The organism is Qipengyuania soli (assembly GCF_015529805.1).
Lineage (GTDB): Bacteria > Pseudomonadota > Alphaproteobacteria > Sphingomonadales > Sphingomonadaceae > Qipengyuania > Qipengyuania soli.
The window spans coordinates 1,343,391-1,358,985 of the sequence record NZ_CP064654.1; the positions used below are offsets into that span (position 1 = coordinate 1,343,391).

Genomic DNA, 15,595 nt, shown 5'->3' on the forward strand with positions numbered 1-15,595 from the left:
AGAGGCTCAGGCAGCCTGCTGTTTCGGCGCGTTGGACGAAAGCTTGAACTGAGCGAATGAGCCACCGGAGGCCAACCCCTGCGCCAGAGTGTACTTGCCCGGGGGCAGCGCCTGGAGCGGTGCTCCAGCTGCTGCCAACTCATACGGGCTCACGCGGTGACGGGTGCACAGCCCCCCTGCCCCGTCATCGACCAGCTCCTGTTCGAACTCGAGCCCCTGCGTGTCGTCCATCGTCCGGCGCACCGTGCACACCGCAAGCTGGCCCTGTCCGAAGTCGAGCACGAACATTGTCCCGACAGGTACGTCCTCAAGCCCCTGGATCATCGCGCCCGTGCGTGAAAGATTGCGCAGCGTAACGTCGTAATAGTGATCCTCGTGGATGACCCCAATCTTGCGGAAGACTGTGCGGCGACCGGCGCGCTGAGTTCCGGTATCGGTCGGGGCAAGCCTCCACTCGCCCTTGGCGATCTCTTCCGCCACTTCGTCGGCGGTAAGAGCGCCCGAATAGACGAAACCGCAAACCTGGTTGACGCCAAGCCGCTTCAGTTCCTGCATCAGGGCCAGGGCATGGACACCGGAGGCGACCGTTTCCATTCCCATAGCTCCAGCCAGCGCAACAACCGCGCGGACGAGTTCCATGTCACCAAGGTCGTTGCCCATGACGGGTTCGAAGAAGTCGGCGCCGATGCGCAGCGCATTGAACGGAGCGCGGCGTAGGTAGCTGAGCGATGACAACCCGCTTCCGAACTGATCCAGCGTCAATCGAACGCCCAGCTTGAAGAGGCTGGCCATCGCCTTGTCGACCTTGGAGCCATCGCCGAGCAGAACCGACTCGGGAAGCCGAAGTTCCAGGCGCGCCGGGTCCAGTCCGGTCTTTTCAAGAACGCTTTCTACCGTCTCGACAAAGCCGTTGGCATCGAACTGCACGGGGCTGATGTGCATGGCCACGACCAGCGATTCAGGCCAGGTGACTGCATCCTCACAGGCTTTCCGCAGGCCCCATTCGCCAATCGGAACAATCAGGCGGCTGCCCTCGGCGATAGGCAGGAAGGTGTCGGCCTCGACGCGCCCTCGCTCCTCGTCGGCCCAGCAATACTGAGCCTCGAGAGCGACCACACGGTTGTCGGCCAGAGAGACTACCGGTTGGTATTCGAGCGTGAAATGCCCCGCCTCGATGGCCTCGGCGAGATCTTCCTCCATGCGCTTGCGAAGGGTTGCTTCATGCTCGAGGTCGGCGGCGTAGAAGCGAAACTGCCCGCGCCCACCGTTTTTCGAGGCATAGAGAGCAAGGTCCGCAGCACGGGTTAGCTCGTCGCGCTCGACCCCGTCGTAGGGGGCGACGGCAATGCCAACCGAACAGCCGATGGAGCAACGTCCTTCTTCCACCGAGTATGGCTGAGAAACGATCTGGATGATCTTCTTTGCGATCTCACCCAGCTCCCCGCGATCATCGAGGTCGGGGATCAGGACCTGGAACTCGTCCCCACCAAGGCGACCGATTTCGCCGCGACCAGCAATCGCACCATGCAGGCGTTCTGCGACCTGCTGCAACAGCTGGTCCCCCGCAGCATGACCCAGCGTGTCATTGACTTGCTTGAAGCGATCAAGGTCGAGCATCATCAGCGCCGCCGCCCGCTTGGCGCTACGGAAGGCGTGGAGAGTGGAATCGATGCGCTGTTCCATCCGGTGACGGTTGGCGAGACCCGTCAATGAATCGAATTTGGCGAGGCGGTTGGCTTCTTCTTCGGCGCGGTATTCCTCGGTCACGTCCACGGCACTGCCACGGAAGCCAAGGAAACTGCCTGAGTCATCGTATAGCGGGCGGCCCGAAAGCTGGAGCACCAGACTACCTGCCTCGCCCCCGCCCTGAACGGCGAGATTCGAGAAACTCTTGCGCGTCCCTAGCTTGAGACCCAGCGAGCGGCCGTCGGCCTCACCTTCGACGGGCACGAAGGCCTGCTGGAAGGGACGTCCGTCAAGATGGGAAAAATCGGCTCCGAGAGCAGCGACGATCCAACCGCTCAGATAGGCGATGCGCCCCTGGCTATCGGTCTTCCAGAAGCCATAAGCGCCCGCGGTCTCAATTTCCTCGACAACAGCAATCTTGGCCGAACTGTCGAAGCCCGCCGGTGACGCACCGACGGAAGCTTCGCCAGCCCGCTTGCTCTTGAAGAAATCGGAGAAGGGCATAGCCCCCATGCTCGTTCAGCCTCGCCAAATCCTGCGTCGATATGAATCGGGACTAGTAGGGAATGGTTAGTTTTACCCTAACGTCCGCGATGAAATGCACGGGGCTCACATCACATTTGACGACGATTTGCGCTTAGATCCACCTCCAGGAAGGACTTGCCTCTTCCGGTCGCGCGAAGTTCGGCCATCAGCATTTCGTAGGGATCGTCGGGAAGCTTCTCGAGCGGCTTGCCGGCCGCTTCAATCTGGTAAGGCGAAACCCTGTGCCGCGTGCACAAGCCATCGGCACCATCGCTGATCAGCGGGGTTTCGAATTCGAGCCCCTGCATATGGCTATCGGAGCGACGTACCGTGGCGACCGCGAGCTGGCCACCACCAAGGTTGAGTACAACCTTGGTGTCCAGTGGAACGTTCAGCAGTCCCTCGATCATGGCGCCGGTCTTCGACAGGTTCCGGAGGGTCACATTATACTTGTGATCATCGTGGAACAGGCTGATCTTGCGATAGACCGACTTGCGATCGGCCCTGAACCGCTCGGGTCCACGCGGCTCGTAGCGCAACTCGCCCTTTTCGAGGCGCTCAAGCAGCTCTTCGTGCGGTATCGCCTGCGAAAAGATGAAACCCTGGACATGGCTGGCGCCGCGCTCTGTGACGAGATTGAGCTCGTCCTTCGTCTCGACTCCCTCTGCGACCGTTTCCATGCCAAGGGATTCGGCAAGGCTCACGATAGCACTCATGATCGCCGGGTTGTTGTTACCCTTTTCGGTAGCCCCACGGACGAAGCTCTGGTCGATCTTGATCTTATCGAAGGGGGCCTTTTGCAAATAGCTGAGCGAGCTGTATCCCGTGCCAAAATCGTCGAGTGCCAGTCGCACGCCGATGCGCTTCAGTTCCTCGAACATGGATTGGGTGCGCTCTGCGTCACCGACGAAAACGCTTTCGGTGATTTCGAGTTCGAGGCGATGCGGTTCGAGACCCGATTCAAGCAGAACCGACTTCACCAGCGCAGGGAAATCGTCCCGCGCAAACTGGATCGGGGAAACGTTCACCGCCACACGCAGTTCGACCGGCCATTCCTTGGCCTGCTTGCATGTTGCCAGCAGGGCCCATTCGCCCAGATGCTTGATCATGCCGATGTCTTCGGCGACCGGGATGAACTGTGACGGCGGGATAAAGCCGCGCTCAGGATGCTCCCAGCGCATCAGAGCCTCGAGGCACTTCAGCATGTGCGTCTTGGCATCGACGATCGGCTGATAGTGCATCTTGAGCTCGTTGTTTTCGAGCGCATCGCGCAGGTCTTCTTCGATCTGACGCCGGTGCTTCGCACCATCGGTAAAGTCGATGTGGAAGAAGCGGTACTGACCGCGTCCACCACCTTTTGCAGCATAAAGAGCAAGGTCAGCCGCCTTGATCAGCTCGTCGGATTCCACACCGTCATACGGCGCTACCGCAACGCCGACAGAGGTCCCGATGATCGCGCGCGACCCGTTGATCTGGTACGGCTGCGAGATCATCTGGATGATGCGTTGCGAAAGTTCGCCAAGATCGCCGCGATCGTCCATGTCTGGGAGAATGACCTGGAATTCGTCACCACCCAAACGGCCGATTTCACCTTTGTCGCCGACGACTTTCTCTAGCCGCGCTGCCACCTGGCGAAGCAATTCATCCCCCGCCGGGTGACCGAGCGTATCGTTGACCTGCTTGAAGCGGTCGAGGTCGAGCATCAGCAACGCGCAACTGCGCTTGGAATTGCGAAAGGCCTGCAAGGTCGCATCCAGGCGCTTGTTCATGCGATGCCGATTGGCAAGGCCGGTAAGCGAATCATACTGTGCCATGCGCTCGGCATCGCGCCTGCTCTGGAAGCTCGAGGAAATGTCCTTCGCACTGCCACGATAGCCGATGAATTCCTGGTGGTCGTCGAACTGCGGCTTGCCGGCAATTTCCCACCACATCTCGCTCGATCCCAAAGCAAGCCGTACCGGGTACTGGGTGATCGAATTTCTTGCTCCGAGGAGAAAGTTCAGCGGGCGTTCCGGCTGCTGTCCGCCCTGCTCTTCCACCTCGTGAGTGAACAATTTGGCAAGGTGGGTGCCGATTATTTCCTCGGCCTTGCAGCCGAGCTTGTTCATGGCGTTCTCAGAAAGGTAGATCAGGCGACCCTGCGCATCCGTCGCCCAGAACCAGCCAAGTCCCGCGTTTTCGAAGCTGTCGAGCAATTCCACGCGACGAAGCGTATCGCTTCCGATCGGTTGTACCGCCGCACTTTCGACCTGCTGAACTTTGGCGCGATTGGATCGCGCGAAGAACCCTGCCATTCCCAATCTCTTTCAAATTTGAACCGGCGATCCCATTCGGCTCATTGATTCAGATGTCGTGACGCTTAGGCCGAATTCCTTTCCAAACGCATAACCATGACCTTCAAGGCTCTTGTCCACCGCGCCCACTTGCCAGCCGCGCCCGCCATGTGCTTGTGTGCCTGACTGCTTCTCGGGGAGAGGACCTGGATGCGTCACATCGCAATCGTCGGCTCGGGTCCGGCGGGCTATTACACCGCCGAAGCGGCAGTGAAGAAATGGGGCGAAGATGTGCGGGTCGACGTGTTCGACCGGCTGCCCGTTCCTTATGGGCTGATCCGTACTGGCGTTGCGCCCGATCACCAGTCGATCAAAGCGGTTTCGAAGCGCTACGAGAAGGTCGCGCTCACGGACAATGTCAGGTTCGTTGGAAACGTTGCGGTCGGGACGGACGTGACCGTGAAAGAGCTTCAGGATCTCTATGATGCGATCGTCTTCGCGACCGGTGCACCGCATGATCGTCAGCTAGATATCGAGGGCGCAGACCTAGAGAATGTCATCGGCAGTGCCGCTTTTGTCGGGTGGTACAATGGGCATCCGCAATTCGCAGATCTCGACCCCAACCTTGCCGGACGCAACGCCGTGGTCATCGGCATGGGAAATGTCGCGCTCGATGTTGCAAGGATACTTTCGAAAGAACGTTGTGAATTCGAAGGCTCCGATATTGTAAGCCATGCGCTTGAAGAACTGTGCGGGTCGAACATCGAGACGGTCACGATCCTCGGTCGGCGCGGGCCGCATCAGATCATGATGACGCCGAAGGAGTTGGGAGAGCTCATGCATCTCGACCGGGCAAGTCCGCATGTCGATGCTGCTGACTTACCGCCCGTCGACGACGATGCGATTCTCGAGCCCGGCTTGCGCAAATCGGTCACACTGCTGCGTGACTTTGCTGCGATCCCGGAAAGCATCCATGGCGAAAAGCGGATCGCGATCGAGTTCGATTTCTTTGCCAGCCCCGTTTCCTTGCGCGGGACAGGTGGCAAGGTAAGCGAAATCGAAGTCGAGCGGACGAAGGTCGAAGCCGGTCGCGCAATTTCGACTGGCGAGACCTACACGATCCCCGCCGATCTCGTTGTATCCTGCATCGGATACCGCAGTTCACCGATCGACGGTGTCCCCTTCGACGAGCGAGCAGGGCGTTTTCCTAATGACGAGGGGCGCATCCTCCCCGGTCTTTATTGCGTCGGATGGGCCAAGCGAGGCCCCAGCGGCACGATCGGTACCAACCGACCTGACGGATACGCTGTGATTGACGTGGTTGAGCAGGACATCGGCCCGGGTGGAAGAAAGCGGGGCCGTGAGGGCTTCGATGAGCTTGCCACCTCGCGCGGAATTGATGTCGTGACCTTCCGAGACTGGCAGAAGATCGAACAGGCCGAAGAGGCCGCCGCACGCCACGGTTCCCCTCGCGAGAAGTTCGTCGACGTCGAGAGCATGATTGCTGCACGCGACAATTGACTTCGCCTTGCAATCGGAACGGTGCCGCAGCATTACCCGTTGAAAGGTCGCATCTAAGGTCCCGATTTCTACCGGAGGTAGCCGCCAAATGGCCAAGCTCGAAGACGAAGCCGCCCAGTACACCAGCGCTCTTGGCCCGCTCGTCGGTCTCACGCGTGAGGACATTTTCGGTGCCGTCGCGGTGATGCTTCGTGAAACGGCGTCCGACCCGCAGCGCCTGATGAAGCACGGCCAGGAAATGGGTCAGGACATGATCAAGATCATGACCGGCAAGAGCGATCTGGCGCCCAATCCCAAGGACAAGCGCTTTCAGGACCCCGCGTGGCAGTACAACCCCTTCATGCGTGCCGGCATGCAGTACTATCTCGCCGTCCAGAAGGGTGCGGCGAAGTGGCTGGAGGATCTCGAGCTCGACGAGCTGGAGAAGGATCGGGCGCGCTTCATTTCAAATATCATCATCGACGGGCTCGCTCCGACGAACACCCTGGTCGGCAATCCGACCGCCCAGAAGATGGCCATCACGAGCGGCGGCCTCAGCCTTATCAAGGGCCTCAAGAACGCTTACGACGACATGGTCCACAACAAGGGCATGGTCAGCCAGGTTGACAAGAAGCCGTTCAAGCTCGGCGAAAACGTTGCGACATCGAAGGGCGACGTCGTCCTGCGCACCGAGATGATGGAACTCATCCACTACGCCCCGACAACCGACGAGGTGTATGAGATCCCGCAGCTGACGATCCCGCCGCAGATCAACAAGATGTACATCAACGATCTCAGTCCCGAGAAATCGGTGGTGAAATACCAGCTCGACAACGGCATCCAGACCTTCGTCATCAGCTGGAAGAACCCGTCAAAGGAACAGGGCCATTGGGACATGGCCGACTACGTGAATTCGTGCCGGCTCGCGATGGAGACGGTCAGCAAGATCACGGGTTCGAAGAAGGTCAATGTTTCGGCAGGATGCTCGGGCGGTCAGACCGCATCGATGGTGGCGAGCAAGCTGGCCTCCGACGGTGACGACCTCCTCGGTTCGCTGACACTCATGGTCTGCGTCCTGCACCCGATGCAAAACGATATCGAGGCCGGTTCGCTGGTGAGCGAAAACGGTTTGGCGCTCGCAAAACAGCGCGCCGCCAAGAAGGGCATTATCAAGGGCGACGACCTTGCCCGCGGTTTCGCCTGGCTGCGTCCGAACGACCTCATCTGGAACTACGTCATCAACAACTACCTGCTCGGACAGGATCCGCCGGCCTTTGACGTGCTGTTCTGGAATGCCGACGCGACCAATTTGTCCGGCGCGCTGATGGGCGACTTCCTGACGATCTTCGAAACGCTCGCCTTTACCAAGAAGGGCGAGGTCGAGATGGTCGACCACAAGATCGACCTGTCGAAGGTGACGAGCGATCTCTTCATCCTTGGCGGCGTCACCGACCACATCACCCCGTGGAAGGCCACCTATCGCTCGACCCGCCTGTTTGGCTCGAAGGACGTGACTTATGTTCTCAGCCATTCCGGCCACATGCAGGCGATCCTCAACCCCCCCGGCAACCCCAAGGCGAAGTACTACATCCAGTCCGACGCCAAGAAGAAGCTGCCCGATACCGCCGACGAATGGCTGAAGGGTACCGAGGAAGTGGCCGGCAGCTGGTGGCCCTACTGGATGGACTGGATGCAGGCCCGTTCAGGAAAGAAGAAGGCGGCACCTGCGAAAACGGGGAACAAGGAGTTCCCGGCACTGGACCCCGCCCCGGGTCTTTACGTTATGGAGCCCTGCTGAAATCGCTACGAAGGCACCCGACGTGACCGCACGCAAGGACAAGTCCATGACCGCCACCATCCGCATGATGGAGGCCGGCGGTCGCACGCTGAGAGTGGCCACCTGGCGGCTCGACAAGAAGTCGGAGCACCCACCGATCCTGTTCTTCAACGGGATTGGCGCGAATATCGAAGCGGTTGCCCCTCTCGCCGAACAGCTCCCCGAACGAGGGTTCGTCATGTTCGACATGCCGGGAACTGGTGAAAGCCCCGATCCGACCGTGCCCTACAATCCGTTCACGATGAGCTGGACGGCAAGCCAGATCCTCGACCAGTTGGGCCTCGATCTCGTCGACGTAATGGGTGTCTCGTGGGGCGGTGCCATGGCGCAGCATTTCGCCCTGCAGCATCCTGGCGTGACCCGGCGGCTGGTGCTCGTAGCGACGACAGCCGGCATGCTGATGGTCCCCGGCAATCCTGCAGCGCTGACAAAAATGGCGAATCCGCGCCGCTACATCGACCCCAAGTTCATGAACGAGCACTTCCAGACGCTCTACGGCGGTGTCGATCGGGACGGTGCCAAGCACCAGAAGGACAGTCACATCGGGCGCCTCAAGCCGCCGAGCCCGCGCGGCTATTTCTACCAACTCCTGGCCATGCTCGGCTGGACCAGCCTTCCCGCCCTGCCCTTCATGAGCAAGGAAACGCTCGTGATGATGGGTGACGAAGATCAGATCGTCCCGCTCATCAACGGTCGCATTCTCGCCTCTGCCATACCCAATGCCAGGTTGGAGGTATTCAAGGGCGGTGGTCACCTGTTCCTGCTGACACACGCAGACGAAAGCGTGGCTGCACTGAGGGACTTCCTCGACGCTCCCGACACCGATGCGGAGCGTCGCCGGGCGGCCTGACGGCCCAAGGCGGATCATCGGGCATGGAGAGAGAAACCTGACCGATGGACGCAACAATCAATGACGATACGCCCGCGCTCGCTGTAGCGCGGCCCATTTCGGGTGACGGAGGCGCGCTGGGGAAGACCGGCTTCGCCTGGGCTCTCTTCGAATGGGCGCGCAACCCCTATTACATTCTCGTCGTCATCTACATTTTCGCGCCGTATTTCGCGCGCGACATCATCGGCGCGGACTTGCTGGCAAGCGGCGCTCTTGACGGTCTCGATCCCGAAACCGCCCGGAACACGGCCAATGCGCAGGGTCAGGCGACCATTGCCTCGGTAACGAAATGGGCAGGCCTGATAGCTGCCCTGACTGCGCCCTTCCTCGGCGCAGCACTGGATCGCGGAGGCAGGCTGAAGATAGTGCTCGCTTTGCCTGTGACAGCGATCGTCATCTGCTCCGCGCTGCTGTGGTTTGCAATGCCCGGGGGCGAGGGTCTGTCGACACCTGCGATCATGGCGCTTCTGGTCATCGCCTATGTGAGCTTCACCTATTCCGAAGTGACGCACAACTCGATGCTCAGCGTTGCCGGAACACCGGACCGGCTGGCGATGATTTCCGGCCTCGGCCTCGGCCTCGGGAACCTTGCCGCGACGCTGATCTTCATCGCGATTGCGGTGTTGTTCGTTCTCCCTGCGACAATTTCGTGGCCCTTCCCCGTGCCCCAGTTCGGGATTGACCTCGACGAGTTCGAACATGCGCGCCTCGTCGGCCCCATTTGCGCGGTCTGGCTGGCGGTTTTCTCGATCCCCTTCTTCCTCAATGCACGCGATCCGGGCGTTGCCGGCGCCAGTTGGCGTACCGCGATGGTCGAGGGGGTCAGGAGCGTCCGGCAAACCGTCCGCGAGGCATCGAAATATCGCGAGCTCATGAAATTCCTTCTCGCCCGCATGTTCTATGCCGATGCCATGGCTGCGTTGCTTGCGCTGGGAGCAGTCTACGTGGCGCTCTTCCTCGGCTGGGGCTTCCTCGAGATGCTGTGCTACGCCATCTTCGCCAGTGCTTGCGCCTTCGGCGGCGGAATTTTCGGCGGATGGCTTGAAGACCGCATCGGCGTCAAGCGGGCGCTGGCGGTCGAAATTCTGGCCATGGTCATTACCGGCCTCGTCCAGCTGAGCATAACCCGGGACAGCCTTTTCCTTGGCCTCATCGACAACTTCCAGGTCTGGGACGGACTGGTTTTCAAGACCCTCTCCGACCTGACCTATCTCGGCCTTATCAGCGTGGTCGCGGTTACGGCGACAGCCAGCATCGCATCGAGCAGGACGATGTTGGTGGCCCTTGCTCCCCCCGGACGAAGCGGGGAATTCTTCGGTCTCTTTGCAATTGCAGGCACGATCACGGTCTGGATGGGACCGCTTCTCGTCCAGTATTTCACGCTCTGGTTTACCAGCCAGCGTGTAGGCATGGCATCGATTTCCCTGCTGTTCGTCATCGGATTGACCGTGCTTTTGACCGTTTCCATGCCCGCGCGAGGCGCAGCGAAGGGATAGCTGGACTCATCGGTTTCATTGTGAGACCTTCCTTTCGAGAGAGAGGAGTTTCCCCATGCCCGCATTCGACCTGATCGTACGTAACGCCACCATTGTAGACGGAACGGGGGGCGCACGATTCTCGGGCGATATCGCGGTCAAGGACGGCCTGATCGCGCAAGTCGGCAAGGTGACCGGAGATGCGGCGGAGGAGATCGATGCGGGCGGACATCTTGTCACTCCCGGCTTCGTCGACGTCCACACGCATTACGACGGGCAGGCAACCTGGGACCAGGAAATGGCCCCGTCGAGCTGGCACGGCGTTACCACGGTCATCATGGGCAATTGCGGCGTCGGCTTCGCCCCGGCGCACAAGGACAAGCACGAATGGCTGATCGGGCTCATGGAAGGGGTCGAGGACATTCCCGGCACCGCACTTGCGGAGGGCCTCTCGTGGAACTGGGAAACCTTCCCCGAATATCTCGATGAACTCGAGCGCCTGCCGCGCACCGTCGATGTCGGTACGCACGTCCCGCATGGCGCAGTACGCGCCTATGTCCTGGGCGACCGCGAACGGCCCGGTGCCATCCCGACCGAGGATGACATCGCCAAGATGTCGGCCATCGTCGAAGACGGTGTAAGGGCCGGCGCGCTCGGCTTTTCCACCTCTCGAACCGTACTTCACCGCGACATCGACGGAGAAGTGGTGCCCGGCACCACCGCCACCGCGGAAGAGCTCGTCGCCATCGGTCGGGCCATGGGCCGCGCTGGCCATGGCGTTTTCGAGATGGCCAGCGACATGATGCGCGAGTGGGACGAGTTCGGCTGGATGGGCAAACTCAGCCGCGAAACCGGCCTTCCCGTTACCTTCGCCGCCCTCCAGTCCATCGCCAAGGAAATGCCGCTCGAGGAGCAGATTGAATGCATGCGCGCCGAAAACGACAACGGCGCCAACATCGTCGCGCAAATCGCGCTTCGCGGTAACGGCATCGTGATGGCCTGGCAGGGGACAGTGCACCCGTTCCGCTTCCGCCCGAGCTGGCAAGCGATCGAAGGACTCCCGTGGGAAGAACAACGCGCCAAGCTGCTCGACCCGGCCTTCAAGGCGCAGTTGCTGTCCGAGACCAACGATCTCAGCGAGGTAAACCATGACATTATCGGCCTGATCATGGTCGTGTGCGGTGGTTGGGGATACCAGTTCGAGATGGATCCGGACTTCAACTACGAACCCACGGCAGAGGAGAGCGTTCTTGCCCGCGCTGAAAAGGCGGGCGTTTCCGGCGACGAATACGCCTACAACCTGCTGTGCCGCGACGAGGGCAAGGGGTTCATCTACCTGCCGATCCTCAATTACGCCGACGGCAACCTCGACTTCCTGATGGACCTGCAGCAGTCGGACGATACGGTGAATTCGCTGTCGGATGGCGGCGCGCACTGCGGCACCATTTGCGATGCTGCGTCGCCCACCTTCATGCTCCAGCACTGGGTGCGCGATCGTTCGCGCGGCACCATCACGTTGGAAAACGCGGTCAAGCGCCAGTGCTCGGACACTGCCCGACTCTATGGCCTCGATGATCGCGGCGTGATCGCGCCGGGATACCTCGCGGATCTCAACATCATCGACATGGACCGCCTGAAGCTGGGCAAGCCCTGGCTTGCCTTCGACCTTCCGGCTGGTGGCAAGCGCCTGCTCCAGAAGGCAGAGGGCTACATCGCCACGATCAAGAACGGCAAGGTTACTTTCCGCGAGGGTCAGTGGACCGGAGAGACCCCGGGCAATTTGATCCGTGGCCCGCAACGTATCGAGATGGCGGAGGCTGCCGAATGAAGGCGATCCGCACCGGCGCGACGCCTTCCACTCTCGAAGCACTCGAATATGCCGATGTAGCCGATGCGCCCGATCCAGGCCCAGGCGAAATTACGGTTGCGCTGAAGGCGAGTTCCTTGAACTTCCACGACTATGCCGTGGTCAAGGGGATGATCCCTTCCGCACTCGGGCGAATTCCGATGTCGGATGGCGCCGGTGAGGTGGTGGCGGTGGGCGACGGCGTGACCGACTACAAGGTCGATGACGCGGTGGTCAGCACCTTCTTCCCCGACTGGCTCGACGGGCGGCCTCCTGCGACCGCGTTCACCCGCGTCCCGGGCGACGGGATCGACGGCTACGCGCGCGAGGCGATGACCGCGCCGACAAGCTGGTTCACTCGCGTTCCCAGGGGCTACACCCATGCCGAGGCAGCAACGCTGACCTGCGCCGGCCTTACGGCGTGGCGGGCGCTGTTCGTCGACAATGCGGTCAAGCCGGGGGACACCGTGCTGGTTCAAGGCACCGGAGGCGTATCGATTTTCGCCCTGCAGTTCGCCAAGGCGGCGGGTGCAACGGTCATCGCGACCAGTTCGAGCGGCCAGAAGCTCGAGCGCTTGAAGGAAATGGGTGCCGACCACCTCATCAACTATCGCGAAGTCGAGGCATGGGGCCCCAAGGTCCTTGAACTGACTGGCGGACGCGGTGTGGACTGCGTGGTCGAAATCGGCGGTGCGGGCACGCTCGACCAGTCGATGCTGGCTACCCGCGTGGGTGGCCACGTAGCTTTGATAGGCGTGCTGGCGGGATTTGCCGGTCCGGTGCAGACCGCACTGTTGATGGCCAAGAACCTGCGGGTTCAGGGCCTCACGGTGGGCAGTCGCCAGCAGCAACTCGACATGATCGCAGGGATCGAAGCGAACGGCATAAAGCCGGTAATTTCGGACACCTTCGAACTCGAGCGCCTCGCCGATGCCTTCCGCCACCAGGAAAGCGGCGGGCATTTCGGGAAGATCGCCGTAGCAATCTGAAGGGAGAACTTGCGATGTCGCCTGCCGAGTACGAACGCCTCGACGCACTCGGCATGGCCGAACTCGTCGCCAAGGGTGATGTCGCGCCCATCGAGCTTGTCGATCTGGCGATTGCGCAGATCGAAAGGCTGAACCCGCAGCTCAATGCCGTGGTCTTCAGCGATTACGACGGCGCCCGCGACCGTGCCCGAGGGAACTTGCCGACCGGGCCGTTCAAGGGTGTTCCCTTCCTCCTCAAGGACATCCTCGGCGACCTCGAAGGCTGGCCGACGCGCAATGGATCGCGGCTCTGCCCGCCCGTGCCGATGCCTTTCACCTCGACGCTGGTCGAACGGTTCCTGGCTGGCGGCCTCGTCCCCATCGGCAAGACCAACGTGCCCGAGTTCGGCCTAGTCGGCACGACCGAGAGCAAACTCTATGGTCCGGCGAAGAACCCTTGGGGCGCAGAGCATTCGACCGGCGGCTCATCGGGTGGATCGGGGGCCGCAGTGGCAAGCGGCATGGTTGCGGTCGCACATGCCAATGACGGCGGCGGTTCGATCCGAATTCCGGCAAGTTGCAACGGGCTGGTTGGCCTCAAACCCACCCGAGCGCGCAATCCTCTGGGACCCATGCTCGGCGACGTCATGGGCGGCATCGTGGCAGAACATGTCGTCAGCAGGAGCGTGCGCGACACCGCCGTCATGCTTGACGTGACCGCAGGGCCTGCGCCCGGCGATCCCTATTCCGCGCCTGCGGCTCCCGCCAACTGGCTGGCGGCATCGCAGCAGCCCTGCCCGCGCCTGCGCATCGGTTTTGCGCGAACCCGCCCGGGTGGCGGAAGCCCGCTCGATCCGCAGGCCGTCGCGGCCGTCGAACACGCAGCGAGGCTGTGCGAGGATCTGGGTCACCATGTCGAAGAAGCTTCTCCACCGGTGACCAGTGAGGCCCTGTTCGAGCCCTTTATCGCCATCTGGGCGAGCGGCGCGGCCATGCAGATCGACGGTATCTGCCAGATGACGGGCCAGAAACCCGGTCCGGACAATCTCGAGGGGCTTACGCGGGGCCTCTATGCCATCGGCAAGGCCACCTCGGCGCCGCAGCTATGGGGCGCGATCTTCCAGTTGCAGCAGATGGCCCGCGCGGTCGCTGCCTGGCATGCGAATTTCGACATCTGGCTGACACCAACCCTCGGTGCTCCACCCCCGCGGAATGGCACGTTCGTGCTCGACAGCGAAGATGTGGAGACCGGCTTCGGCGCCATGACCGACTACGTGCCCTTCACGGCCATCCAGAACGCCACGGGCCAGCCGGCGATCAACGTGCCGTTGTGGTGGACGCCCGAAGGCCTGCCGATGGGCACGCAGTTCGTCGGCCGGGTTGGCGAGGAAGCGCTGCTGCTCCAGCTCGCGACGCAATTGGAAACCGCCCAGCCTTGGCTCGACCGGCGCCCCCCGCTCTAGGGTTCGATCACGATCCCCTTGGCGGGATCGACCGCGCCGCCGACCATGTCGACGAAGACCTTGCGCGCTGCCTCTAGTCCTGCGTGGCGTTCGATGGTGACGCTGTTGCCGCAATCGCCAAGAAATCCGGCCCAGCTTTGCGCCATGAGCTGGCCGGCCTGTTCCGGACCGACTTCCTTGAACAGGGCGACGGCATGGTCGGGGGCGAAGAACAGCGTCGGCGTCGGTCCCGGAATGCCATCGGTACCGGCACCCCGCTCCTCAACATGGGTCACGCCGACAAGGCAGGAGTATTTGAGGTCGTCCCCGAGGTGTGAATGCACCGCCCGCAGGAGGTTGGAGCTGCCCGCAAAATCGACCGAAACGCTCGGGCGTGCCGCAATATCGCCCACCGCATCATAGGGCAGGACTTCATCGTACAGGCCGCTCGCCTTCACGAACTCCACATTGCCGGCCGAGGTAAGGCCAATCCGCCGCACCGAAGGCGAACGATGCTTGGCAACGCTGGCGAGGCCCATCGCCGTCTTGGACGAAGCGCTGGTAATGACCAGCTGGTCTGCGCCGAACCAGTTTTCCGACCGCATGAAGTATTCGATCAGGAAGCCGGTCTTGAACAGCGGACCGAAGATCATCCGTTCCCCCTCGCGCGAGGGATCGTGTTCGGGGTCGGCAGCGAGACGTGAATACTGGTTGTAGATCGGGCTCATCGGCTGGCGATGCGCCGCTGTGTCGACGAACCCGCCCGCGGTGACTTTGCCGGGCACCACGTCGAGATGGCTCGCCATGGGGAGATAGCCGTAAACGCGTTCGCCCACCGCGATATCGGGACAATTACTCTCGATGACGCGAGCGTGACCCCACATCGGCACGATGCCCTTGCCCTCGGGCGCAGGAAAGAAGTTCCAGTAGCCAAAACCGTCGCCGACGACGGCATAGGTCACATTGTTCGAAGTGACCGAAAAGCTCTCGACGGCGAGGCGGACGGCACCGTCTGCGAGAGGGCCTGCATCCGCATCGACCAGCTCGGCATTGGTGAGGTCGGATTTGGCGACGTGGACTTGCTGCATTTCGGCTCTCCTTGCGCTGCCAAGCTAGCGCCCCCGCGCCGGCCTGCAAGCCTTCCTTAACCATGA

Annotated in this window: 10 protein-coding genes; 7 read left to right on the forward strand and 3 right to left on the reverse strand. The window is 61.6% G+C overall.

The genetic code is table 11. The features are described from left to right. Nucleotides 1-6: 6 nt before the first annotated feature. Nucleotides 7-2,199: a putative bifunctional diguanylate cyclase/phosphodiesterase gene (locus tag IRL76_RS06735; RefSeq protein ID WP_200984009.1), complete on the reverse strand. Its 2,193-nt coding sequence runs from the start codon at nt 2,197-2,199 to the stop codon at nt 7-9. Between the two features lie 101 nt (nt 2,200-2,300). Continuing rightward, nucleotides 2,301-4,505: a putative bifunctional diguanylate cyclase/phosphodiesterase gene (locus IRL76_RS06740; protein ID WP_200984010.1), complete on the reverse strand. Its 2,205-nt coding sequence runs from the start codon at nt 4,503-4,505 to the stop codon at nt 2,301-2,303. Nucleotides 4,506-4,694: 189 nt separating this feature from the next. On the opposite strand from IRL76_RS06740, the gene IRL76_RS06745 reads away from it, so the two are divergent. From IRL76_RS06745 to IRL76_RS06775, 7 genes are all read left to right on the forward strand, one after another. Next, nucleotides 4,695-6,005, forward strand: a complete 1,311-nt coding sequence (locus IRL76_RS06745) for an FAD-dependent oxidoreductase (RefSeq protein ID WP_200984011.1) — start codon at nt 4,695-4,697, stop codon at nt 6,003-6,005. 88 nt (nt 6,006-6,093) lie between these two features. Next, on the forward strand, nt 6,094-7,782 hold the full coding sequence (locus IRL76_RS06750) for a PHA/PHB synthase family protein (RefSeq protein WP_200984012.1): 1,689 nt from the start codon (nt 6,094-6,096) through the stop codon (nt 7,780-7,782). A gap of 46 nt (nt 7,783-7,828) precedes the next feature. After that, entirely contained in the window at nt 7,829-8,671 is an 843-nt protein-coding gene (locus tag IRL76_RS06755) for an alpha/beta fold hydrolase (protein WP_246450043.1), read from the forward strand. Nucleotides 8,672-8,715: 44 nt separating this feature from the next. Further along, nucleotides 8,716-10,206, forward strand: a complete 1,491-nt coding sequence (locus IRL76_RS06760) for an MFS transporter (RefSeq protein WP_200984013.1) — start codon at nt 8,716-8,718, stop codon at nt 10,204-10,206. Nucleotides 10,207-10,261: 55 nt separating this feature from the next. Next, on the forward strand, nt 10,262-12,013 hold the full coding sequence (locus IRL76_RS06765) for an N-acyl-D-amino-acid deacylase family protein (protein WP_200984014.1): 1,752 nt from the start codon (nt 10,262-10,264) through the stop codon (nt 12,011-12,013). Continuing rightward, nucleotides 12,010-13,020, forward strand: a complete 1,011-nt coding sequence (locus IRL76_RS06770; protein WP_200984015.1) for a zinc-dependent alcohol dehydrogenase family protein — start codon at nt 12,010-12,012, stop codon at nt 13,018-13,020. Before IRL76_RS06765 ends, IRL76_RS06770 begins: the two co-directional genes overlap by 4 nt. 14 nt (nt 13,021-13,034) lie before the next feature. Next, complete coding sequence (locus IRL76_RS06775) at nt 13,035-14,462, forward strand: amidase (RefSeq protein ID WP_200984016.1); 1,428 nt, start codon at nt 13,035-13,037, stop codon at nt 14,460-14,462. Here IRL76_RS06775 and IRL76_RS06780 read toward each other — a convergent pair. Beyond that, entirely contained in the window at nt 14,459-15,529 is a 1,071-nt protein-coding gene (locus IRL76_RS06780; RefSeq protein ID WP_200984017.1) for a DUF2855 family protein, read from the reverse strand. The two genes, IRL76_RS06775 and IRL76_RS06780, sit on opposite strands and share 4 nt — an antisense overlap. Nucleotides 15,530-15,595 lie beyond the last annotated feature (66 nt).